The 22,461-nt window shown below is 71.2% G+C and carries 21 protein-coding genes; 20 read left to right on the top strand and 1 reads right to left on the bottom strand.

Features of this window, described 5'->3' with window-relative positions:
- Positions 1-15: 15 nt before the first annotated feature.
- The 16 genes from VFI59_10065 (at position 16) to VFI59_09990 (ending at position 16,767) form a co-directional block, all read left to right on the top strand.
- Positions 16-1,692, top strand: coding sequence for a penicillin-binding protein 2 (locus VFI59_10065; GenBank protein HET6714041.1), 1,677 nt, complete (start codon positions 16-18; stop codon positions 1,690-1,692).
- A gap of 44 nt (positions 1,693-1,736) precedes the next feature.
- On the top strand, positions 1,737-3,230 hold the full coding sequence (locus VFI59_10060) for a UDP-N-acetylmuramoyl-L-alanyl-D-glutamate--2,6-diaminopimelate ligase (GenBank protein ID HET6714040.1): 1,494 nt from the start codon (positions 1,737-1,739) through the stop codon (positions 3,228-3,230).
- Positions 3,227-4,588 carry a UDP-N-acetylmuramoyl-tripeptide--D-alanyl-D-alanine ligase gene (gene murF / locus VFI59_10055; protein HET6714039.1) on the top strand — a complete coding sequence of 454 codons (1,362 nt, stop codon included), beginning with the start codon at positions 3,227-3,229 and terminating at the stop codon, positions 4,586-4,588. Before VFI59_10060 ends, murF begins: the two co-directional genes overlap by 4 nt.
- Positions 4,585-5,661 (top strand): phospho-N-acetylmuramoyl-pentapeptide-transferase, encoded by a 1,077-nt coding sequence (gene mraY, locus VFI59_10050; protein HET6714038.1) that lies wholly within the window; start codon positions 4,585-4,587, stop codon positions 5,659-5,661. Before murF ends, mraY begins: the two co-directional genes overlap by 4 nt.
- The gene (gene murD / locus VFI59_10045) at positions 5,658-7,010 is read left to right on the top strand and encodes a UDP-N-acetylmuramoyl-L-alanine--D-glutamate ligase (GenBank protein ID HET6714037.1); all 1,353 of its coding nucleotides are present in this window, start codon (positions 5,658-5,660) and stop codon (positions 7,008-7,010) included. Before mraY ends, murD begins: the two co-directional genes overlap by 4 nt.
- Complete coding sequence (gene ftsW / locus VFI59_10040) at positions 7,000-8,310, top strand: putative lipid II flippase FtsW (protein ID HET6714036.1); 1,311 nt, start codon at positions 7,000-7,002, stop codon at positions 8,308-8,310. Before murD ends, ftsW begins: the two co-directional genes overlap by 11 nt.
- Positions 8,307-9,407 carry an undecaprenyldiphospho-muramoylpentapeptide beta-N-acetylglucosaminyltransferase gene (murG, locus tag VFI59_10035; GenBank protein ID HET6714035.1) on the top strand — a complete coding sequence of 367 codons (1,101 nt, stop codon included), beginning with the start codon at positions 8,307-8,309 and terminating at the stop codon, positions 9,405-9,407. Before ftsW ends, murG begins: the two co-directional genes overlap by 4 nt.
- Positions 9,404-10,837, top strand: coding sequence for a UDP-N-acetylmuramate--L-alanine ligase (gene murC, locus VFI59_10030; GenBank protein ID HET6714034.1), 1,434 nt, complete (start codon positions 9,404-9,406; stop codon positions 10,835-10,837). The genes murG and murC overlap by 4 nt, the downstream gene beginning before the upstream one ends.
- Complete coding sequence (gene murB / locus VFI59_10025; protein HET6714033.1) at positions 10,834-11,763, top strand: UDP-N-acetylmuramate dehydrogenase; 930 nt, start codon at positions 10,834-10,836, stop codon at positions 11,761-11,763. The genes murC and murB overlap by 4 nt, the downstream gene beginning before the upstream one ends.
- Entirely contained in the window at positions 11,750-12,658 is a 909-nt protein-coding gene (locus tag VFI59_10020) for an FtsQ-type POTRA domain-containing protein (protein HET6714032.1), read from the top strand. Before murB ends, VFI59_10020 begins: the two co-directional genes overlap by 14 nt.
- 211 nt (positions 12,659-12,869) lie before the next feature.
- On the top strand, positions 12,870-14,042 hold the full coding sequence (gene ftsZ / locus VFI59_10015) for a cell division protein FtsZ (GenBank protein HET6714031.1): 1,173 nt from the start codon (positions 12,870-12,872) through the stop codon (positions 14,040-14,042).
- Positions 14,043-14,210: 168 nt separating this feature from the next.
- Positions 14,211-14,933: a YggS family pyridoxal phosphate-dependent enzyme gene (locus VFI59_10010; protein ID HET6714030.1), complete on the top strand. Its 723-nt coding sequence runs from the start codon at positions 14,211-14,213 to the stop codon at positions 14,931-14,933.
- Positions 14,934-14,949: 16 nt separating this feature from the next.
- Positions 14,950-15,420, top strand: a complete 471-nt coding sequence (sepF, locus tag VFI59_10005; GenBank protein HET6714029.1) for a cell division protein SepF — start codon at positions 14,950-14,952, stop codon at positions 15,418-15,420.
- A 69-nt stretch (positions 15,421-15,489) separates the two neighbouring features.
- The gene (locus VFI59_10000) at positions 15,490-15,750 is read left to right on the top strand and encodes a YggT family protein (protein ID HET6714028.1); all 261 of its coding nucleotides are present in this window, start codon (positions 15,490-15,492) and stop codon (positions 15,748-15,750) included.
- A gap of 13 nt (positions 15,751-15,763) precedes the next feature.
- Positions 15,764-16,537, top strand: a complete 774-nt coding sequence (locus tag VFI59_09995) for a DivIVA domain-containing protein (GenBank protein ID HET6714027.1) — start codon at positions 15,764-15,766, stop codon at positions 16,535-16,537.
- 83 nt (positions 16,538-16,620) lie between these two features.
- Complete coding sequence (locus VFI59_09990) at positions 16,621-16,767, top strand: hypothetical protein (GenBank protein ID HET6714026.1); 147 nt, start codon at positions 16,621-16,623, stop codon at positions 16,765-16,767.
- Here VFI59_09990 and ileS read toward each other — a convergent pair.
- Complete coding sequence (gene ileS, locus VFI59_09985) at positions 16,724-19,894, bottom strand: isoleucine--tRNA ligase (protein ID HET6714025.1); 3,171 nt, start codon at positions 19,892-19,894, stop codon at positions 16,724-16,726. The two genes, VFI59_09990 and ileS, sit on opposite strands and share 44 nt — an antisense overlap.
- 323 nt (positions 19,895-20,217) lie before the next feature.
- On the opposite strand from ileS, the gene VFI59_09980 reads away from it, so the two are divergent.
- Genes VFI59_09980 through VFI59_09965 form a run of 4 tightly spaced genes read left to right on the top strand, consistent with a single transcriptional unit; the run spans position 20,218 to position 22,375 of the window.
- Entirely contained in the window at positions 20,218-20,502 is a 285-nt protein-coding gene (locus VFI59_09980) for a DUF167 family protein (protein ID HET6714024.1), read from the top strand.
- Positions 20,503-20,551: 49 nt separating this feature from the next.
- On the top strand, positions 20,552-20,935 hold the full coding sequence (locus VFI59_09975; GenBank protein HET6714023.1) for a TraR/DksA C4-type zinc finger protein: 384 nt from the start codon (positions 20,552-20,554) through the stop codon (positions 20,933-20,935).
- A gap of 5 nt (positions 20,936-20,940) precedes the next feature.
- The gene (lspA, locus tag VFI59_09970; protein HET6714022.1) at positions 20,941-21,486 is read left to right on the top strand and encodes a signal peptidase II; all 546 of its coding nucleotides are present in this window, start codon (positions 20,941-20,943) and stop codon (positions 21,484-21,486) included.
- Positions 21,476-22,375: an RluA family pseudouridine synthase gene (locus VFI59_09965; protein HET6714021.1), complete on the top strand. Its 900-nt coding sequence runs from the start codon at positions 21,476-21,478 to the stop codon at positions 22,373-22,375. The genes lspA and VFI59_09965 overlap by 11 nt, the downstream gene beginning before the upstream one ends.
- The last annotated feature ends 86 nt before the right edge of the window (positions 22,376-22,461 follow it).

Here is a 22,461-nt window from a genome sequence, read left to right as displayed (position 1 = left end):
ACGAGGCTCGTCGCGATGCTGACCCTGATGATGCTCGCCTTCGGGGGCATCGTCGTCCGGCTCGCCTTCCTGCAGGTCCGCGACAACCCCGAGCTCGAGGCGCTGGGTCTGCAACAGCGCGTGCGGACGATCACATTGCCCGCTCGCCGCGGGGAGATCGTCGATCGCTCGGGCGTGCCGCTCGCCGTCACCCGGGAGGCCCGCGACGTGTACGTGGACCCTCGCTACGTCGTCGATGCCCGCGCCGAAGCCGAGACGATCGCCCAAGTGCTCGACCTGCCCGAACGTGAGGTGCGGACAGCGCTCGAGAGCGACGGCACGTTCGCCTTCATCGACCGGCAGGTCGATCTGGAGGTCGCGGAGGAGCTCGAGGCGCTCGCCCTGCCCGGCATCGGTTTCCTCGAGGTGCCGAAGCGCTACTACCCGGCCGGGGCACTCGCGGCGCAGGTGTTGGGGTTCGTGAACGTCGACGGGGACGGTGCAGCGGGCCTCGAGAGCGCCTTCGACGACGTGCTCGCGGGCATCCCTGGTGAGCGCACCGCCGAGATGTCGGCCGACGGGTTGCCCATCTCGAGCGGGCTCGACACGCTGGTCGAGCCGGTGCCTGGCTCGACGATGCACACGACGATCGACCGGCAGATGCAGTACATGGTGCAGGCCGCGCTCGAACGCGCGGTGAAGGCCAATGGGGCGCTGGGCGGGACGGCGGTCGTGATGGACCCTGCCACGGGCGAGGTGCTGGCGATGGCCACCTACCCCTGGTTCGACCCCAACGAGTACAGCGAGGCGCCGGTCGACGCGATGCGCAACCGCGCGGTGACCGACGCGTTCGAGCCGGGCTCGGTCAACAAGATCATCACGGCGGCAGCGGCGCTCGAGACCGGTGCGGTCTCCCTCGAGGAGCGTTTCCGCGTCCCCGCATCGATGAAGGTCGGCCCGTTCACGATCCGTGATTCCCATGAGCACCCGGTGGAGTCGATGACGATCGGGGACATCATCACGGAGTCGAGCAACATCGGCGCCGCGCTGATCGCCGAGCAGGTGGGGAGCGTCACGCTCGGCTCCTTCATGGAGAAGTTCGGATACGGGAGTCCCACCGGAGTCGGGTTCCCGGGCGAAGCGTCCGGCGTGCTGCTGCCCGGCGGAAGCTGGGACGAGGTGATCCGCGCGACGGTCTCCTACGGCCAGGGCATCTCTGTGACCCCGCTGCAGATGGCCAACGTCTACGCCACGATCGCGAACGGCGGGCGCTGGATGCAGCCGACGCTCGTGCGCGGCTTCGAGGCACCCGACGGCTCGTTCCGCGAAGCCGACGCGAGGCGGACCCACCGGATCATCCGCCCCGACACGGCGCAGCTGCTGACGGGCATGCTCGCGTCCGCCGTCGAGGAGGGGACGGGTGTGAACGCGCAGATCCCCGGGTACCAGGTGGCGGGCAAGACCGGCACGTCGCGCAAGCTCGATGTCTACGGCCACTACGTGCAGCGCTATCACGCCTCGTTCGCCGGGTTCCTGCCTGCCGCCGACCCCCGCGTGGTGATCGCAGTCTCGATCGACGAGCCCCGCACCGTCTACGGCGGCCTGGCGGCGGCGCCCTTGTTCCAGGAGATCGCGCGGTATGCGATCCAGCGCCTCGCGATCCCGGCTGCACCCCCGGTGGCGCTGCCGCCGAACGCCCTGGGAACCTCCTGATGGCTACCGGCCGGCGGCCGGGGGCGCGGGTAAGCTCGGAACCGGTGGCTTCCCCGTCGGTGTCCCCCCCGTCCTCGCCTGCGTTCCCGCCGATCCCCCTCTCGGCGCTGGTCGACGCCGTCCCCGATGCCGAAACTCGGGGCGACACGGCGCTCTCGATCCTCGACGTCACCCACGACTCCCGCGCAGTCACCACCGGTGCCTTGTACTGCTGCGTGCAGGGCGCGACGGCCGACGGGCACGACTTCGCTCGCGCAGCGCTCGATGCGGGCGCCGCCGCGCTCGTCGTCGAGCGGTGGCTCGACCTGGCGGCTCCCCAGGTGCTCGTGCACTCGGTCCGCGAGGCGATGGGTCCGATCGCGGCGCGAGCGTTCCGCGATCCCGCCGAGGCGATGACCATGCTGGGGGTCACCGGTACGAACGGGAAGACCACGACGACCTACCTGCTGGAGGCGATCGCCCGTCGAGCGGGCGTGCGTCCGGGGGTCATCGGCACCACGGGGGCTCGCGTGGACGGCGAGCCGATCCCGCTCGACCGGACGACCCCCGAGGCTCCCGATCTGCACCGACTGCTCGCCCGCATGCGCGACGGCGGGGTGGGTCTGGTGGCGATGGAGGCGTCGTCGCACGCGCTCGAGCAGCACCGGATCGACGGCGTGGTCTACGACGCGGTCGCGTTCACGAACCTCTCGCAGGACCACCTCGACTACCACGCGTCGATGGAACGGTACTTCGCGGCCAAGGCGGTCCTGTTCACGCCTCGGCACGCTCGCCGGGGATTCGTCAACGCGGACGACTCGTGGGGCCGTCGGTTGCTGACCTCTCCCGAGATCCCGATGTCGACGTTCGCGGTCGACGCCGACGCCCGGCTCCGAGCCGCCGACGTCGAGGTCACCCCGTCGGGGCTCGCGTTCCGGGTCGACGGTCTCACCGTGCGGTCCTCGTTGCGCGGCGCCTTCAACGTCTCGAACTGCCTGGCCGCGATCGCGCTGGCGCGGGCCGTGGACCTGGCCGACGAGGCGATCGTTGCGGGCATCGCCGACGTGGGCGAGGTACCCGGGCGGGTGGAGCCGGTCGACGAGGGACAGGAGTTCCTGGTGGTGGTGGACTACGCGCACACGCCGGATAGCATCCTCGGCGTGCTGCAGGCCACGCGCCCGCTGGCCACGGGCCGGCTGATCGTCGTGTTCGGTTGCGGGGGAGACCGCGACCGCGCCAAGCGACCCGTGATGGGGAGGGCGGCCACCTCGACCGCCGACCTCACGATCATCACGTCGGACAACCCGCGCTCGGAGGATCCGCTCCAGATCGTGGCGGCGATCGAACGCGGGGCGGTCCAAGGGGGCGGCGATTATCGGATCGAGCCCGATCGCCGGGCGGCGATCGCCCTCGCGCTCACCGAAGCATCGCCCGGAGACGCGGTGGTGATCGCTGGCAAGGGGCACGAGGGGTATCAGGAGTTCGCCGATCGCACGGTCGAGTTCGACGATCGCGCCGTTGCCCGCGAGGAGCTGCGGGCGCTCGGGGGACCGGCATGATCGCCCGATCGCTGTCCGCGATCGCGCGGGAGGTCGGCGGCAGGCTCGTCGGCCCCGACGCGGAGATCACCCACGTGGTGAGCGATTCGCGGCTCGCGGGTCCCGGGGCCCTGTTCGTCGCCCTCGCGGGTGAGCGGACCGAGGGGGCGCGCTTCGTGGGGGACGCCCTCGCGCGGGGCGCGACGGGGGTGCTCGTGCCCGAGGGCGTCGCCGTGCCGGGTTCGGGCATCGTGGTCGCCTCGACCGGGGAGGCCCTGCTGAAGCTCGCCGCGGCCGAACGCACCTACTCATCGGCGACCGTGGTCGGGATCACCGGGGCGAACGGCAAGACCAGTACGAAGGACATGGCGGCGATCGTGCTGTCCCGGAAGTTCCGGACCCATGCGAGCCCGGGATCGTTCAACAACGAGATCGGGCTGCCGATGACGATCCTCGGGGCGGATCCGCTGACCGAGGTGATCGTCGCGGAGCTCGGGGCCCGTCGCAAGGGCGACGTCACGCTGCTCAGCGAGGTCGCGAAGCCGGTGATCGCCGTCGTCACCAACGTGGGCGTGGCGCACATCGAGGTCTTCGGGTCCTGGGAAGCGATCGTCGAGGCCTCCGCGGAGCCGGTCGAGGCCGTCCAGCCGGAGGGCTGGGTCGTCCTCAACGCCGACGATCCGGTCGTCGCGGGCTACCGTTCGCGCACCGCCGCGCAGGTCGTCACGTTCGGCGTGCACGCGGAGGCCGACGTGCGGGCGGAACGGGTCGTGGTCGGGCCCGAGGGCACGGCCTCGTTCACCCTCGTGATCGGAGAGGAGCGCGTCCGCGTCGACCTCCAGGTCGCCGGCGAGCACATGGTGCCCAACGCCCTCGCCGCTGCGGCGGTCGGGCGGATCCTCGGCGTGCCCATCGAGGCCTCGGCCGAGGCGCTCGGCGCGGCGGCCGTCTCCCGCTGGCGGATGGAGACGTTCGCCACGCCGGAGGGCGTTCGCGTGATCAACGACGCGTACAACGCCAATCCAGAGTCGATGGCGGCGGCGCTCAAGACCGCCCGCAAGATGGCGGCCGACGACCGGCTGATCGCCGTCCTCGGCCACATGGCCGAGATCGGCCCGATCGCCGGCGAGGCGCACGAGCGCGTGGGCGACCTCGCGGCGCGGCTGCCGGTCGACCGGCTCGTGACGGTCGGGCCCGATGCCAGGCCGATCGCCATGTCCGCGCTCCGAGAGGGCGTGGAGCCCGAGAACGTCGCCTCCTACGACGACCCCGGGGAGGCGCTCGCCGACGTGCGGATGCACGCACGGGCCGGTGACGTCGTGCTGTTCAAGGGTTCGCGCGTCGCGGGGCTCGAGGCCGTCGCGGAGGCGTTGCGGTGATCTCGATCCTGGTGGCGGGGGCGATCGGCCTGACGGTGACGCTGCTCGGGACCCCGATCGCGATCAAGGCCTTCACGGTCTGGGGGTGGGGCCAGCGCATCCGCGAAGACGGTCCCCACACGCACATGGAGAAGATGGGAACCCCGACGATGGGCGGCATCGTGATCCTCGCCGGCCTGCTGCTCGCCTACCTCGCGACGCGGTTCACGACCCAGTTCGACGGGCCCGTGACCCCGGCGGGGCTCGCGCTCGTCGTGGCGGTGGTGGGCTTCGGGCTGGTCGGCTTCCTCGACGACTTCATGAAGGTCCGCAACCGCCGGTCGCTGGGGCTGACGAAGCTGCAGAAGTTCGGCGGCACCGCGCTCGTCTCTGTCCTGTTCGGCCTGATCGTCGTCCGGTCGAGCGACGAGACGGGCATCAGCACGAACCTGTCGTTCATCCGGCCGACCGCGCTCGCGCTCGGGGTGTTCTTCCTCGTGTGGGTCTTCTTCGTGCTGACCGCGTCGTCGCACGCGGTGAACCTCACCGACGGCCTCGACGGGCTGGCCGCGGGGTCGAGCGCCCTCGTCTTCGCGTCCTACGTGTTCATCGCGTTCTGGGAGTTCCGGCACCTCTGCTTCGAGGCGGAGGGCATCGCCCTGCAGGGATGCTTCGACGTGAACGGACCCGCGATGCTCGACAACGCGATCGTGGCGGCGGGCATGATGGGGGCACTCGCCGGCTTCCTGTGGTGGAACGCCGCCCCCGCGCGCATCTTCATGGGTGACACGGGCGCCCTCGCGATCGGGGGGCTCCTGGGCGGCCTCGCGATCACCACGAACACCCAGCTCCTGCTCGTGATCCTCGGCGGCCTGTTCGTGATGGAGACGATGTCGGTGATCCTGCAGGTCATCTCGTTCCGCGGGTTCGGTCGGCGCATCTTCCGCATGTCACCGATCCACCACCACTTCGAGCTGGTCGGGTGGCCCGAGTTCACGGTGATCGTGCGCTTCTGGATCATCGCAGGCCTCTGCGTCGCCGTGGGGCTCGGGCTGTTCTACTACGACTTCATCCAACAAGGAGGGCTCGAGTGAGCGGGCGCTTCGAGGGTGAGCGGGCGGTGGTGGTCGGTGCCGGCGTGGCCGGGTCCTCGGCCGCGCGCGTGCTCGCGGCCGAGGGTGCCTCGGTGCGCGTGACCGAGGCGCGGCCCGTGTCCGAGCTGTCCACGACAGCGGCGCTGCGCGAAGCCGGCGTCGAGATGCTGACCGGCGGGCACGATCCCGAACACCTCGACGACGCGACGCTCGTCGTGACCGGTCCGGGTGTCCCCGAGGCAGCTCCGGTCCTCGCGTGGGCGCGCGAGCGGGGGGTCCCAATCTGGAGCGAGATGGAGCTCGGTGCCAGGGTCGCCGAGGTCCCCTACCTGGGTGTGACGGGGACCAACGGCAAGACGACGACGACCAGCATGATCGAGACCTGCTTGCGCGCCGACGGTGTCGACGCCGTGGCGTGCGGCAACATCGGGCACCCGTTCCCCGAGGCGGCGCGCGAGGGACACGAGGTGCTGGTCGTCGAGTGCTCGTCGTTCCAGCTGCGGATGCAGGAGTCGTTCCATCCCCGGGTCTCCGTGCTCCTGAACCTGGCGCCTGATCACCTCGACGAGCACGGATCCTTCGAGGCCTACGCCGAGACCAAGGCGCGGATCTACGCAGGCCAGGGACCGGGGGACACGCACGTCGGCAACCGCGACGATCCGGCGGCGGCCGCGCGCTCGGCTGAGGCCCCATGCGACGTCGTGTGGTTCCGAACGGGAGCGCCGGCCGCCGGCGAGGTGGGCTACGATGGCGATGCGCTCGTCTCGAGCCTCACGGGGGAGACCGAGCGTCTCGGTCACATCGACGGGACGGCCGGGATGCGCGCCGACGCCGCGGCGGCAGCCGCGGCCGCGCTCGCGTTCGGCGTCTCCGCAGACGGTGTGCGCCACGGACTCGACGGCTTCGTGCCGGCGCCGCATCGCGGTCAGGTCTCGGTCGTCGTCGACGGCGTGGTGTTCATCGACGATTCCAAGGCCACGAACGTGCACGCGGCGCTCGCCGCGCTCGATGGCGTCGACGACGTCGTCCTGATCGCCGGCGGCAGGGCCAAGGGCGTCGACCTGTCCCCGCTGGTGACCCGCGCCGAGCGCATCCGGGCGGTGGTCGCGATCGGCGAGGCCGCCCCTGAGGTCGCGCGGGTCTTCGACCGGGTGCGGCCGGTGCATCGGTCGGGCACGATCGAGGAAGCCGTGCGGGCCGCCTTCGGGCTCGCCCGGCCCGGGGGGCGAGTGTTGCTGGCCCCCGCATGCGCGAGCTGGGACCAGTTCACCGACTACGCCGAACGCGGCGACCGTTTCGCGGCAGCCGCCCGCGGGCTGCAGCAGGAGGTGGGCGCGGGTGGCCGGTAGGAAGTCCGCCGGGCGGCGGCACCACCTGCACGTGGTCCGCACGCCCGGTTCCCGTGCGGCCGCGATGCACGCCGCCCGAGTCAACGTCCTGCTCCTGCTCGTCCCGACCGCGGTGCTCACGATCCTCGGGCTGACGATGGTGCTCTCGGCCGGTTCGGTCTCGGCGACCCAGGGATACGACGGCAACCCGTTCTGGTACTTCCAGCGACAGGGGGCCTACGCGGTCGTCGGCGTCATCGCGCTGATGGTGGCCGTGCGGCTCCCCCACGCCGTGTGGCAGAAGATCGCGGTGCCGGCGGTCGTCCTGCTCGTGCCGTTGATGCTGGTCGCCCTGCATCATTCGGCGGGGTCGTCGCTGTACGGGGCCTCGAGGTGGATCGACCTCGGCTACCTCACGCTGCAGCCCTCGGAGTTCATGAAGCTCGCGATCGTGGCGTTTGCCGCGACCGTGCTCACGAAGAAGTGGGGCACGCTCGACGACCCCGTGCACCTGCTGATCCCGCTCGCCCCGGTGGTGCTCGGGGTGGCCCTGCTCGTGATCCTGCAGCGCGACCTCGGCACCACCGTGATCATCTGCGGTTCGGTCTTCCTGCTGATGTTTGCCGCCGGGATCCGCCTGCGCTACCTGGCCGTCACCGGTGCGGTCGCGCTCGCCGGCGCCGCGTTCCTGATCTTCGGCGAGGCCTATCGGCGGACCCGATTCATCGACGCGTTCCTGAACCCCTGGAATGATCCGGACGGGGCAGGGTTCCAGCTGATCCAGGGCATGATCGCGTTCGGTTCGGGCGGGTGGACCGGGGTCGGCCTCGGTGCGAGCCGCCAGAAGTGGGACTACCTGCCCAACGCGCACTCCGACTTCATCTTCGCGATCATCGGCGAGGAACTCGGGCTGCTCGGGGCGCTGTTCGTGCTGGCGATGTTCGCGGTGCTCCTGTTCGCCGGGGTCCGCATCGCGATCGCCGCGCCGGACACCTTCGGGCGCCTGATGGCCGCAGGCATCACCGGATGGATCGGGCTGCAGACGATCATCAACCTGGGGGCGGTCACCGGGCTGATGCCGATCACGGGCGTGCCGCTGCCGCTGCTGTCGTTCGGCGGCACCGCGCTCGTCGTCACGCTCGCCGGGATCGGGGTCCTCGCCGGCGTCGCCCGCGCGAGCATCCAGGCCGTGCCACGTTCGACGCCGGCGCGCTCGTCCCGCACACGCGGCCGCGCGCCGGCGCGTCGCGAGGCGCCCGCCGCTGGGGCGCGGGGAAAGACCGCCCGCCAGCACGCGGCGGGGGAACGGACCTCGCGATGAAGGTCGTGATGAGCGGCGGCGGTACCGCCGGCCATGTCTTCCCCGCCCTCGCGGTGGCCGAGCGACTGCGCGACCGCGGGCACGACGTTCGCTTCGTCGGTTCCGCCTCCGGACAGGAAGCCACCCTCGTACCCGGCGCGGGTTTTCCGTTCGTGCCGGTGCGGGTGGCGTCGGCCCAGACGCGGGTCTCGCTGCATACGGCGAAGGCCCTGTGGATGTCGTTCACGTCCGCGAGCGCCGTGCGTCCGTTGGTGCGCGCGGCTGACGTGGTCGTCGGCATCGGGGGCTACGCGAGCGCCCCCGCGATCCTGGCCGCCCGTCGGGTGCGGACCCCGATCGTGCTGATCGAACAGAACGGCGTGCCGGGGATCGTCAATCGCGTCGCCGCCCGATGGGCCGGCGCGGTCGCCACGACGTTCGAGGCGACGGCCGAGCGGCTCCCGCCGGGCATCCGGGTCGTCCGCACCGGCAACCCCGTTCGGCGCCGGATCGCCGAGGTCGTGGCCGAACGCGTCGATCGCCGCGCCGAAGCGCTCCGCGCGTTCGAACTCGACACCGACCGCCGCACGGTGTCCGTGTTCGGCGGAAGCCAGGGGGCCCGCCAGCTCGACCGCACGGTCGCGGCAGCGATCGGCGAGCTCCGCGGGCGGCACGATCTTCAGCTGCTCGTCTCGACGGGCGCCGCCCACGAGGGCGAGGTCGCGCCGGCCGCTGAGGCATCGGGTGACCTGCTCGTGCGCGTCGAGGGGTTCATCGAGCGCATGGATCTCGCCCTCGCGGCGACCGACCTCGCCGTCGCACGAGCGGGGTCGGGCACCATCTCGGAGCTCGCCGTGTGCGGGGTGCCGTCGCTCCTCGTGCCCTACCCCCACGCCACCGAGCATCATCAGGAGGCCAACGGCCGTGAGGTGGAGCGCGCGGGCGGCGCCGAAGTCGTGCTCGAGGCGGAGTTGACGCCGACGGTCCTCGCCCGGCGGGTCGCGGCGCTCATCGACGACGAACCCCGACGTGCCGCGATGTCCAGGGCGATGCTCGCGTGGGCGCGCCCGGATGCCGACGAGCGTATCGCGGACCTGGTCGCGGAGGTCGCCGCATGAGGTCGTACGCCCCGCCCTCCGGCAGCATCCCCACGCTGCCCGTGCCGAGCCTCGACGGGATCAGCTCGGTGCACATGATCGGCGTCGGCGGGGCGGGCATGCGCAACCTCGCCCGCCTGCTCCTCTCCCGGGGTATCGAGGTCCGCGGCTCCGACATGAAGGACTCGAAGGGGGTCCGGGAGCTGGTCGCGGCGGGCGCCGACGTGTGGGTCGGACACGACCCGGAGCGGCTGGGGACCCCGGACGCGGTGATCATCTCGAGCGCGATCGGTGACGCCAACCCAGAACTCCGCGCGGCGAGGGAGCGCGCCCTGCCCGTGTGGGCGCGGCAGCAGGCCCTCGCCGCTCTCGTGGCCGGGCATCGGGCGGTCGCCGTCGCCGGCACGCACGGCAAGACGACCACCACCTCGATGATCGCCGTGGTGCTCGAGCGGTGCGGGCTCGACCCGAGCTACCTGATCGGCGGCGACCTCAACGAGAGCGGGAGCGGCGCGCGGAGCGGAGGCGGCGACGTCTTCGTCTTCGAGGCCGATGAGAGCGACGGCTCCTTCCTGCTCGCTCGGCCGCACGTCGGCGTCGTCACGAACGTGGACGTCGACCACGTCGACTTCTACCCGGGTGGCCGAAGGGAGATCGAGGCGGCGTTCGGCGCGTTCGTCGCCAGGTGCGAACACGTGGTCGGCTGCGGCGACGACCCAGGCGTCCGCTCCGTGCTCGACGATGCCGCCGGAGCCGGAACACTCCGCTACGGCGTCGGCGACGGCAACGAACTCGTGGTCTCCGTCGACGAGCTCGGCCCCGACGGCGCGGTCGGGCGCATCCGCGGAGGCGAGGGCGTCGAGGCGGCGCTGCGGCTGCAGGTCGACGGCACCCACAACCTCTTGAACGCGGCGGCGGCGATCGGGGTCGCGGGTCTGCTCGGGGTCTCGCTCGCCGATGCCGCGGCCGCGGTCGGGGAATACGCCGGCGTGCATCGTCGGTTCGAGCGGCGCGGACGAGCTCGCGGCGCCGACTTCTTCGACGACTACGGGCACACCCCGACGGAGATGGCCGTCACGATTGAGACGGCCCGACGTCGACGGCCCTCGCGGCTGATCGCGTTGGTGCAGCCCCACCGGTACTCGCGCGTGCAGGCGCTCTGGCGAGAGCTCGGCGAGAGCGTCGCCGGCGCCGACCTCGTGCTCGTCACCGACGTCTACGGTGCGGCCCAGGATCCGATCCCCGGCGTGACCGGGAGGCTGGTCGTCGACGGCGTCGCGTTGGCGTCACCCTCGACTCCCGTGGTCTACCTGCCCCACCGCGCGGACGTGGTCGACTATCTGGATCGGGAGGTCCGCGAGGGAGACCTCGTCGTCACGATGGGCTGCGGCGACGTCTGGATGCTCGCCGACGCGGCGGTCGAGCGGCTGGGGGGAGGCGGCGACGGATGAGCGACAGCGCCCGAGCCGAGGCGATCCTTCGGGCCGCGTGCGGCGATCGGCTCCGCACGTCCTTCCCGATGGCACCGCTGACGACGTTCCGCATCGGCGGAGCGGCGGCCCTCTACCTGGAACCGGAGTCCGACGCCGATCTCGTCGCCGTCGCGCAGGCGGTCTCGCAAGACGATCTCCCGTACGTCGTGATCGGGAAGGGATCCAACGTGCTGGTCTCCGATCGCGGGTTCGACGGCCTCGTGCTTCGACTCGGGCGTGGCTACCGGTGGGTGGCGCGAGACGGCCTGCGGCTCACCGCGGGCGGGTCGATGCCGCTTCCTGCGCTGGCGGGCGTCGCCCTCCGGCACGCGCTCGACGGCCTGGCCTTCGGGGTGGCCATCCCGGCGACCCTCGGGGGAGCGGTGAAGATGAACGCCGGAGCGCACGGGGGGCAGATGGCCGACGTGCTCCTCGATGTCGAGGTCTTCCGGCTGGAGGAAGGGCGCGTGGACCGTGTGCCCGCCGCGCAGGCCGGGTTCTCCTACCGCCACTCCGAGCTGCCGTCCGACGCCGTCGTCACGGGTGCCGAGTTCCAGCTGCGATCGGGCGATCCGGTCACGATCCGAGCCGCGATGGACGAGGCACGGGCGTGGAGGAGGCGCACCCAGCCGCTCGCCGAGCCGAACTGCGGGAGCGTGTTCAAGAACCCGGTCGACGGGCATGCGGCACCTTTGATCGAGCAAGCCGGGATGAAGGGCGCCCGGGTCGGGAGCGTGCAGGTCTCGACCAAGCACGCGAACTTCATCGTGGCCGACGAGGGAGCCCACGCCGAGGACGTGCTCGCCTTGATCGACCTCGTCCGGCGGACGGTGGAGTCCCGCACGGGCGTCGTGCTGGAGCCTGAGGTCCGATTGATCGGGGGGTTCGATCGTGTCGGCGGATGAGCGGGCGACCGACCTGAGCGACCGCGCCACGCCGGAGCCCCCCGCCTCGATCGATCCCGCGCCGGTGCTCCGCCTTGACGAGGACCGTCGGCGCCGACTCCGCCCGTGGGCGATCGCCGGGGCGGCGAGCGTCGCCCTCGTGACGGGAACCGTCGCCCTCAGCTACAGCCCGATATTCGGGGCGAGGGTGGTCAAGGTCGAGGGTGAGGAACGCCTGGCGCCCCGACAGGTGATGCGGCTCGCCGGGATCGAGCGTGGGACCAACGTCGTCCACCTCGACACGAGCGTCGCCGAGTCTCGACTCGAGGCCGAGCCCTGGGTCCTCGATGCGACGGTCGCCAGGAGCTTGCCCTCCACGATCACGATCTCGGTGAGAGAGCGGATACCGGTGCTCGTCCTCGTCGCCGGCGAGACGAGGCAGCTGGTGGCCACCGACGGTACCGCGCTCGGGCGCGCGCCGAGGGACTCGGCGTTCCCCGAGGTGACCGCGGCGCCCGGATCCCGGTTGGGGCGCTCGGAGATCGAAGCCGCGGGGCTGGTCGTGCGGTCGATGGCTCCGGAGATGAGGGCACGCGTCGACTCGATCACGGTGACGGAGGACGGCAGCGTGTCGCTCGTCGTCGAGGGGGACGTGGCGGTCCGGTATGGGATCGTGGACGACACCGCGGCCAAGTCCCAGGCGCTGCGGGCGATCCTGCGCTACGCCGAGAACGAGGGGCGGGAGCTGATCTCCATCGACCTGTCCGCCCCCGCTGCCCCGACGGCGAGGTTCGTCGGATCCCAACAGCCGCTCTCGGGCCCCGACCCGTCGGCGGACGTGCCCCCTGTCGACCCCGCCATCGACGGCCACGGCACCGATGGGGGGGCACAGGGGGCTCCCTCGTCGTCGCCCTGACGTCTCGAAACTGTCATCGACGGAACAGCGCGAGCGAAGTCTCGACTTGACGGACCTGCTGAGACTTAGTAACTTGCCGCACTCTACGTCATGTAGATATAACAATAAGGCTTCAGTTTATGGTTATGGTTTCGTGGGTACAGCAATTCCCCAGTTCGTGGGTACGGCAATTCCCCAGGTAGAGCGAGCCACGGCTCGCGGAGGAAGACAGATGGACGTTCCCCAGAACTACCTCGCCGTCATCAAGGTGGTGGGTATCGGCGGCGGCGGCGTGAACGCGGTGAACCGCATGATCGAGGCAGGCTTGCGGGGCGTCGAGTTCATCGCCGTCAACACCGATGCCCAGACGCTGCTCATGTCCGACGCGGAGGTGAAGCTCGACATCGGACGCGAGACGACCCGAGGTCTGGGGGCCGGCTCCGATCCGGAGATCGGGAAGGGTGCCTCCACGGAGCACGCAGACGAGATCGAAGAGATCCTCAAGGGCGCCGACATGGTCTTCATCACCGCCGGGGAAGGGGGCGGCACGGGCACCGGCGGCGCGCCGGTGGTCGCCGAGGTCGCCCGCGGCCTCGGGGCGCTGACGATCGGGGTGGTGACCCGCCCGTTCGGCTTCGAGGGACGCAAGCGTGCGACCCAGGCGGACCTCGGCATCACCGAACTGAAGAAGGCCGTCGACACGTTGATCGTCGTCCCGAACGACCGCCTGCTCCAGGTCGCCGACCCGAACATGCCGATGGTCGAGGCCTTCCGCATGGCGGACCAAGTGCTGTTCCAGGGCGTCGACGGCATCACCTCGCTGATCACGACCCCCGGCCTGATCAACCTCGACTTCGCCGACGTGAAGTCGGTCATGTCGGGCGCCGGGTCGGCCCTGATGGGCATCGGTCTCGGCTCGGGCGCGGATCGGGCGACCGAAGCGTCGAAGGCGGCGATCAGCTCGCCGCTCCTCGAGAGCTCGATCGACGGTGCGAAGGGCGTGCTGCTCTCGATCGCCGGCCCGACCGACCTCACGCTTCACGAGGTGAACCAGGCGGCCGACGCGATCACGAAGGTGGCGCACCCCGACGCGAACATCATCTTCGGCGCCGTCGTCGACGACGCGCTGGGCGAGGAGGTGCGCGTCACGGTGGTCGCAGCGGGGTTCGACAAGGTGGCACCGAGCGCGACTGGCGGCAACCAGTTCGAGTCGCGCCTCTCGCGCCTACTCGAGGAACCCGTCCGCGGCGAGGGAGAGGAGACGCGCGAGCCGCTCCCGTCGATCCTGGCCGACGAGGGCGACGACGAGGGCGACGTCTTCATCACCGGCGAGCAGGAGTCGCAACCGTCTGTGTCGTTCGACGCCGAGGAGGACCTGGATATCCCGGACTTCCTGAAGAGCTGAGCGAGTATCCCGCTCCGCGCGGCCCGAGTGGGCGTGGGGGCGGGGAGGTTCCCACGCGAGGAGGCGCCCTTCCCCCGCCTCTTGGCCGAGAGACCTCCCCGCCCCCGTTCTCGTCTCCGCGGCTGCTCGACCCGGTGACCGCGCGCGCTCGCATGACACGATGACCGCATGACCGCCGGGCGAGACGAGGTGGTGCAGAACCTGCAGGCGATCCGGGCCGTCGTCGAGCGGGCCTGCGACCGGGCCTCGCGCGACCCCGGGTCGGTCCTGTTGGTGGCCGCCGCGAAGACCCAGCCGGCCGAGCCGATCGGGTGGGTGGTCGACGCCGGGGTCACGGCGATCGGCGAGAACTACGTGCGGGAGCTCCGCGCCGTGCACGACGTCGTGCCCGGCGCCCGCTGGCACTACATCGGCGCGTTGCAGGCGAGCTCCGCCCACCACGTAGCAGCCCTCGCCGACGTGGTGGAGACGCTCTCCGGCGAGCGGGCGACCCGCCGGCTCGCACGCCGGGCCGCCGCGCTCGGCCGCACCCTCGACGCCCTGATCGAGGTGGACTTCACGGGTTCGAGGGCGGGGGTATCGCCTGACGAGACGGCCCCGTTCGCTGACCTCGTCGCCGGGGTGGAGGGGCTCCGCCTGCGGGGGCTCATGACGATCGCGCCGATCGGCGAGAGCGCCGAGGACGCCCGCTACTGGTTTCGCAGGTTGCGCGAGCTGCGAGATGCGATCCGGGAGAACCACCCAGACGTGGTGGACTTGAGTATGGGGATGTCGTTGGATTACGAAGCTGCGATCGAAGAAGGCGCTACGATGGTTCGCATCGGAACGGCGCTGTTCGGCCCCCGGGATCGACCGGAGGAAATGGGCGGAGCGCCGAGATCTGGCCGATGACACGAGAGGAACGGAGATGGCCGGCGTGTGGAAGAAGACGCTGAACTACCTGGGGCTCGTCGAGGAGGACGAGGACTTCGTCGACGACATGCCCGAGGCCGACCCGGCGCCGGTGCGGCGCATGCGTCCGCAGGCGGTCCGCGAGGTTCCCGCCGAGGCCGAGGGGGTCGTGCGCACGATCGCCTCGCCGCGCCCCGTGTCGACCGGCATGAGCTCGATCCACAAGTCCGAGCCGAAGCGGTTCAACGAGGCCCGGGAGGTCGCCGACCGGTTCAAGGATGGCACCGCGGTCATCATGAACCTGCAGGCGACCGAGGACTCGATCGCGCGCCGGCTGGTCGACTTCGCGAGCGGGCTCGTCTACGGGCTCGACGGCAAGATCGAGCTGGTCGCGAACCGTGTCTACCTGCTCAGCCCCGCCGATGTCGAGGTCTCGGCCGAAGAGCGGGAGCGACTGGCCGGCACGGGCTTCTACAACCAGTTCTGACGCCCGTTCTCGCGCCCGGATCGGCGTTCGGCGACCCGGTTCCGGTCCTGCTGTTAGCCTCTCGACCCGATGAACCGGCTCATCTGCGTCGCGCTCACGCTCGTCTGGGTGATCCTGCTCGTGCGGGTCATCCTGAGCTGGGTCCAACTCGCCGGGTGGCACCCGCCCGCCACAGGTCCGCTCCGCTCCGCCTACGATCTGTTGTTCGACGTGACCGAGCCACCGCTGCGCGCGCTCCGGCGCATCATCCCCCCGGCAGGTATGTTCGACCTCTCGGTCGTGGTGGCGTTCATCATCATCTTCGTGCTGCAGACCGCGCTCTGCCGCTGACCAGGAGGGGTTCATGGGCAAGAAAGACACAGGGTTGGGCGAGGTGGTCGCCGCGCCGACGCGGCTCACCCCCGCCGACATCCAGCAGAAGGAGTTCCGGGTCTCGCGCTTCGGCGGCTACAAGATGCGCGACGTGGACGAGTTCCTCGACCAGATCACCGACTCGTTCACGGCCCTGACGGCCGACGTCGACCGCTTGCGCGCCGGAGCTGCCCCGGTCGTGGGAACGCCGGACCTCGGCGACGTTGCCCGGCAGGCGGACGAGATCATCGCGCGCGCGAGGGCGGAGGCGGCGCGTATCCTCGCGGAGGCCCGGGCGACCGCAGCCACGGGGTCGACCGCGAGCCCGAACGGACCGCAGGAACGGGCGGCCGTCACCGCGTTCATCGCGCAGGAACGCGAGTTCCTCCAGTCGCTGGCCGGGCTCGTGCAGGAGCACGCCGAGACGGTCAAGGGCATGGCGAAGTCGGCGCGATCGAGCCCTGAGGCGACGGCCGCGGCTGCGCCTCGCCAAGGGTCCGAGGCGAAGGCCGAGCCGGTGACGACCGAGTCGGCGAGCGATCGGCCCTCCGGTCCCCAGACCAACCCGCCGGCAGGCCGAGGATCCTCCGAGGCGACGACGGACGACACCACCCGCGTGCCCGAGAGCGACGACACCACCCGCGTGCCCGAGGGCGACGACACCGTCCGCATCGTCGAGGAGCCGGCCACCGCGGCCGCCTCCCGAGGCGAGGCGGACTCCGAGGGCGACCGATCCCTCCGCGAGCTGTTCTGGGGCGAGGACTGACCGACCCTCACGGGGGACGGCGGTACGGGCGCGACGTCGCCGGACGCTACCTCGCCGCGCTGGGGTTGGGAGCGCTCTGCCTCGTGAGCCTGCTCGCGGGCCTCGCCGTCGAACGAGGGGCGTTGCTCGTCGGGCTCGCGGTCGTGACCGGTTCGCTCGCCCTCGTCGCGCTCGCCGACGGCACCCTCAGGCGCGTGCGGGCGAGGCGTAGTCGGCTCGGCGCACGCTGATCCGCACAGGCTCGCCGTCGATCGACGTGTCCACGGCGGGGCCTTCGACCTCACCGTGGATCACGTCGACCGCAAGGGTCTCCCCGGCAACGGTGTCACGGTGGACGGTGAGCGCGTCGGACACGACCGGTCCGGCATCGACGCCGAGCTGGATGCGGTCGGAGATCTCGAGACCCGCTGCCTTCCGTGCCTCCTGGATCGCGCGGATCAGCTCCCTTGCCACCCCCTCGCGCCGCAGGTCGTCCGTCAGGTTGAGATCGAGCGCGAGCGTGACACCGCCCTCGCTCGCGACCCCCCAGCCCTCGCGGACATCCTGCGAGAGATCGACGTCGCCGGGCCCGAGCGTGACGCCGCCGTCGGAGGTGCGCACGACGACCGAGGCGCCCGTGGCGAGCTCGCCTGCGAGCGAGCCGTCGTCGGCCGCCAACGCGACCGCCACCTCCTTCACCCGTGGTCCGAGCGCCGGTCCCAGCGCCTTGAAGTTCGGCTTCGCATGCCATCTGCCGAACGACCCTACGGACTCGGCGAACACGACCCGGTGCACGTTCAGCTCTTCCGCGACCAACTCCAGCAGCGGTTCGAGGCCCTCGAGGCTGCCCGGGAGGTGCACGACGGCCTCGGCCAGCGGCTGGCGCACCCGCGTCTTCGTTTCGGTCCGCACGGTGCGACCCAGCCCGACGATCGTTCGCGCGGCCTCCATCGCGGCATCGAGCGCGTCGTCGATCGCCGCAACGTCGGCCTCCGGGTAGTCGGCGAGGTGCACCGAGTCGGGCCGCCCGGCCCGGCCGGCCGCGAGGTTCCGCCATATCGCGTCGGCGATGAACGGCGTGAATGGAGCGAGCAGCGTCGAGACCGTGACGAGGCACTCGAACAACGTGTGGAACGCCGCCGACGCGTCGGCTGCGTCCTCGCCGCCGGGGTTCCAGAACCGGCGGCGCGAGCGGCGCACGTACCAGTTCGAGAGGTCGTCGACGAAGCGCTCGATACGGCGGCCCGCGCCGGTGGCGTCGTAGGCGTCGAGGCCGTCGCGGGCGGCGACGACCGTGCGTGCGAGCTGGGACAGCACCCACCGGTCGAGCAGGGGCCGGTCGGCGACGGAGGGTGCAGGCGACGCAGGGTCGAACCCGTCGGCGGTCGCGTAGGTCACGAAGAACGCGTGCACGTGGCGCAGGGTCAGGAGGAACTGCCGCACCACGTCGTCGAGCACCTCGTGCCCGATGCGCCGGGACGCCCACGGCGACCCGTTCGTGATCATGAACCAGCGAAGGGCGTCGGCGCCCTGGCGGTCCAACGCATCCCAGGGGTCGAACATGTTCCCGAGCGACTTGGACATCTTCCGCCCGTCGGCCGCGATGATGTGGCCGAGACAGACGACGTTGCGGTAGGCGGTCGAGTCGAAGTGCAGCACGCCCTCGGCCATCAGCGTGTAGAACCACCCGCGCGTCTGGTCGATCGCCTCGGAGATGAAATCGGCGGGGAAGTGCCGCTCGAAGTCCTCGAGGCCGCGGCCCAGGTCGGGGTGGTAGCCCCACTGCGCGAACGGCATCGCGCCCGAGTCGTACCAGGTGTCGATCACCTCGGGAACCCGGCGAGCCGGCTCGCCGCACTCGGCGCAGGCGAACGTCACGTCGTCGATCGCCGGCCGGTGGGGATCGACGTCGCGGACGTCGCGACCCGCGAGCTCGCCGAGCTCGATGAGCGAGCCGACGGCACGCAGGTGACCAGCCGGGCAACGCCAGACCGGAAGCGGCGTGCCCCAGTACCGCTCGCGGGACAGGGCCCAGTCGACGTTGTTCTCCAGCCAGTTCCCGTAACGCCCGTGCTTGATGTGGTCCGGGAACCAGTGCACCCCCTCGTTCACCGCGAGCAGGCGATCCTTCACCTGGGTCGTGCGCACGTACCAAGACGTTCGCGCGTAGTAGAGGAGAGGCGTCTTGCATCGCCAGCAGAACGGGTAGCTGTGCTCGTACGTCCCCGAGCGCAGCAGCAGACCGCGCTCGCGTAGGTCCTCGACGATTCTGGGGTCGGCGTCCTTCACGAAGTGTCCACGCACGAACACCGGCGCGAGATCGGTGAACCGTCCGTCGTCGCCGACCGGTTTGTGCACGGGCCAGCCCTGCTCGAGGCCGATCTGGAGGTCTTCGGGGCCGAACGCGGGGGCGAGGTGCACGATGCCGGTCCCTTCGTCCATCGAGACGAAGTCGGCCGCGACGACGCGATGGGCGTCGTCGACGTTGGGATAGGGCGGCTCGTAGCGGGCGCCGACGAGCGCCGCCCCGGGGATCGTGCGGACGAGGTCGCCGCCCTCGCCGAGCACGGCCTCCCGCAGCGGTGCGCCCACGATCAGCCGCTCGCCGTCGAGGGAGAGCTCGGCGTAGTCCGCCGTGGCATCGACCGCGACCCCCGTGTTCGAGGGCAGGGTCCACGGCGTCGTGGTCCACACGGTCATCGAGGCGCCCACGAGCCCGGCGTCGTCCGCCTCCACGATCGGGAACCGCAGGTGCACGCTCGGGTCGTCGACGGTCTGGTAGCCGAGCGCAACCTCGGCGTCGGACAGGGCCGTGCCGCATCGTGGGCAGTAGGCCGTGACCTTGTCGGCTTCCTGCAGCAGGCCCCGCTCGAACAGCGACTTCAGCGACCACCACACCGATTCGATGTAGCTGGTCGACATCGTCCAGTACGCCTCGTCGAGGTCGACCCAGTAGCCGATGCGCTCGGTGAGCCGCTCGAACTCGCCGACGTACCGCTGCACCGACTCCCGGCAGCGCCGATTGAACTCGGCGATGCCGAACGCCTCGATGTCGCGCTTGGCGGTCGTGCCGATCTCCTTCTCGACCTCGAGCTCGACCGGCAACCCGTGGCAGTCCCATCCTCCCTTGCGAGGCACGAGATGGCCGGTCATGGTCTTGAACCGGGGGTACACGTCCTTGAACGTGCGAGGCTCCACGTGGTGCACGCCCGGCTTGCCGTTCGCGGTCGGAGGCCCCTCGTAGATCATCCAGAGGGGCGCGCCCTCGCGTCGGGCCAGCGAGGCGCGGAAGACGTCGCGCTCCTTCCAGAACGCGAGGATCTCGCGTTCGATCTCCGGGAAGCTCGCCCTCGTGTCGACCGGCTCGAACGCCGCCATCTCCAGTCCTTCCCTCGCCGCCGTCCGTGCGAGGCCCGCAGATGCGCAACGCCCCGCCCCACCGGTGCCGGGACGAGGCGTCGAGTCTGCCCCGCGGTACCACCCCGCGTTGCCGCGCCCTCACGGGTCGCGGCCGCTCGCGGCCTTCGAGGGAAGGCCCCCCGCTGTCACGGGCGGAACCCGCCTGCGCCTCCCACGGCCGCCTCGGCCGGCTCGGGCAGGGGCTCGGGGATGATGTCCACGCGGGGCTCGGCGCCGGGCTCCCACCACCCCCGGCTCGCTCCGGCCTCACGGATCCGCGCGGCGCGTTCCCGTCGTTGCCTATGATTGGCATGTTACATGCCATGGCGAGCCTGACGGTGAGGGTGATGCCTCGATCCGGCCGGACCGAGGTCGTGAAGGGGCCTTCCGGCGAGGTCGTGGTGCGGGTCCGGGCCGCCCCCGAGCGAGGGAGGGCAACGACGGAGGCGGCCGCCGCGCTCGCCGCGCTCGTCGGCGTTCCACCGAGCGCCGTGACCCTGCGCGCCGGGGCTCGCTCCAGGGTCAAGGTCTTCGCGGTCGACGGGGTCTCCGAGGCCGACCTCGAACGGGCGCTAGACCCCCTCTGACCTGCGACGACGCGTTCTGAAGGGCCCCATCTGCTACCCTTCGCCGACCATGGCCCAGACCAAGCTCACCGCCAAGGAGATCGGCGACCTCAAGGGACGCCTCGAAGAGGAACGGGTCGAGCTGCGCGATCAGCTCGCCACGATCGAGGAGGAAGCCTTCGCGGCCACCCAGTCCGAGCTCGCGGGCGACGTGGGCCTCGACGACGAGTCGGCCGATGCGGGGACGGCGACGTTCGAGCGCGAGAAGGACCTGTCCATCGAGAACAACGTGCGGGACCTGCTGGCCAAGATCGATCGTGCGCTCAGGCGCATCGACGACGGCAGCTACGGCACGTGCGATCGATGCGGGAAGCCGATCGAGAAGGCGCGCATCAAGGCGCTGCCCTACGTCGACCTCTGCATCAAGGACGCGCAGGCGCAGTCGCGCCGGTAACGGCCGTGGACCGCGCTCGGCGCAGCGGAGCGATCTGGCTCTTCTCCGTCGCGGGACTGGTCTTCCTCCTGGATCGCCTCACGAAGGTCTGGGCCGAGCAGCGGCTCGCCGACGATCCGATCGAGGTGATCACGGGCGTCCTGACGTTCCGTTTCGCGACCAACCCAGGGGGGGCGTTCAGCCTGGGCCAGGACGCCCCGTGGTTCTTCGCGACGGCGAGCATCCTCGTGTCGATCCTGATCGTCGTCACCGCGTTCCGGCACACGAACCTCCTCACGGCGGTCGCGCTCGGACTCGTGCTCGGCGGCGCCGTCGGGAACCTGACCGACCGGCTCACGCGCGGTGAGGAGTTCTTCTCGGGACAGGTCGTGGACTTCATCGACCTGCAGATCTGGCCCGTCTTCAACATCGCCGACGCCTCGATCGTGGTGGGGGCGGTGATCCTGGCCGCGAGCTCGTTCGTCGGGAACCGTGACCCGGCGACGTCCGACGCTGCCGTCGGCGGGGGCGCATCGCCGGCGCGGGGCGGACACGCCGTCGATGAGCGCTGAGACGTTCGTCGGGCACGCCGGTCGACTCGACGCCGTGATCGCCCGGCTCTCCGGAGCGGCGCGGGCGGACGTGCAACGCGCGATCGCCGATGGACACGTACTCGTCGACGGCGTCGTGCGCCCGAAGTCCTTCCGGCTCCGCGGTGGCGAACGGCTCGAGGTCGAGTTCCGGGTCGATGAACCGCTCGCGGCGGAGGGCCCGCCAGTGCCGGTCCGGTTCGAGGACGCACACCTGTTGGTGATCGCGAAGCCGACGGGGCTGATCACGCACCCCACGGAGCAGCGGCGCACCGGCACCCTGGTGAACCGCCTGCTCGGCATGGGCATCCCGCTGTCGGACGCCGGCGGTCCCTTGCGTCCGGGCATCGTGCACCGGCTCGACGCCGGGACGTCGGGGCTGATGCTCGTTGCGAAGACCGACGACGCCCACGAGGAGCTGTCGCGCATGCTGCGAGGTCACGAGGTGGAGCGCCGGTACCTCGCGCTCGTGCGTGGCCGGGTGGAGCACGAGACGTTCGCCGTGGACGCGCCCCTCGGTCGCCGGGCCGAGCGCATCGTCGTGGACCACAGCGAGGGCCGGACGGCCGAGACCGGCTTCGAGGTCCGCGAACGACTACGCCGCGCCACGCTCCTCGAGGCGGCACCCCGCACCGGGCGGACCCACCAGATCCGCGTGCACCTGCAGGCGATCGGCCATCCGATCCTCGGCGACCGCGCGTACGGGGGAGGCGGGGACGACGCGGCCGCCCTCGGCCTGCATCGGCCGTTCCTGCACTCATGGCGGATCGCGTTCGACCACCCCCTCACCGGAGAGCACGTCGACCTGGAAGAACCATTGCCCGCCGACCTCACCGACGCCCTCGAGAGGGCCCGCGACCTGCAGCCTTGACGACCCCAAGGGCCCGGCGTAGGTTGGTCACCCGCTCGAATCACACCGGTGTAGTTCTCCACAGCCGCCGGGGAAGCTGTGGATAT

Source organism: Actinomycetota bacterium, assembly GCA_035697485.1.
GTDB lineage: Bacteria > Actinomycetota > UBA4738 > UBA4738 > HRBIN12 > JAOUEA01.
The sequence above is the reverse complement of the archived record's forward strand: the minus strand, read 5'-3'. Positions and strand labels throughout refer to the sequence as shown.

Excerpts from the sequence above, each read along its gene's own strand:
- VFI59_10065 (HET6714041.1), top strand. The coding sequence starts at position 16 with ATGCTGACCCTGATGATGCTCGCCTTCGGGGGCATCGTCGTCCGGCTC.
- murF (HET6714039.1), top strand. The coding sequence starts at position 3,227 with ATGATCGCCCGATCGCTGTCCGCGATCGCGCGGGAGGTCGGCGGCAGG.
- murG (HET6714035.1), top strand. The coding sequence starts at position 8,307 with ATGAAGGTCGTGATGAGCGGCGGCGGTACCGCCGGCCATGTCTTCCCC.
- murC (HET6714034.1), top strand. The coding sequence starts at position 9,404 with ATGAGGTCGTACGCCCCGCCCTCCGGCAGCATCCCCACGCTGCCCGTG.
- murB (HET6714033.1), top strand. The coding sequence starts at position 10,834 with ATGAGCGACAGCGCCCGAGCCGAGGCGATCCTTCGGGCCGCGTGCGGC.
- ftsZ (HET6714031.1), top strand. The coding sequence starts at position 12,870 with ATGGACGTTCCCCAGAACTACCTCGCCGTCATCAAGGTGGTGGGTATC.
- VFI59_10010 (HET6714030.1), top strand. The coding sequence starts at position 14,211 with ATGACCGCCGGGCGAGACGAGGTGGTGCAGAACCTGCAGGCGATCCGG.
- sepF (HET6714029.1), top strand. The coding sequence starts at position 14,950 with ATGGCCGGCGTGTGGAAGAAGACGCTGAACTACCTGGGGCTCGTCGAG.
- VFI59_10000 (HET6714028.1), top strand. The coding sequence starts at position 15,490 with ATGAACCGGCTCATCTGCGTCGCGCTCACGCTCGTCTGGGTGATCCTG.
- VFI59_09995 (HET6714027.1), top strand. The coding sequence starts at position 15,764 with ATGGGCAAGAAAGACACAGGGTTGGGCGAGGTGGTCGCCGCGCCGACG.
- ileS (HET6714025.1), bottom strand. The coding sequence starts at position 19,894 with ATGGCGGCGTTCGAGCCGGTCGACACGAGGGCGAGCTTCCCGGAGATC.
- VFI59_09980 (HET6714024.1), top strand. The coding sequence starts at position 20,218 with ATGATTGGCATGTTACATGCCATGGCGAGCCTGACGGTGAGGGTGATG.
- VFI59_09975 (HET6714023.1), top strand. The coding sequence starts at position 20,552 with ATGGCCCAGACCAAGCTCACCGCCAAGGAGATCGGCGACCTCAAGGGA.
- VFI59_09965 (HET6714021.1), top strand. The coding sequence starts at position 21,476 with ATGAGCGCTGAGACGTTCGTCGGGCACGCCGGTCGACTCGACGCCGTG.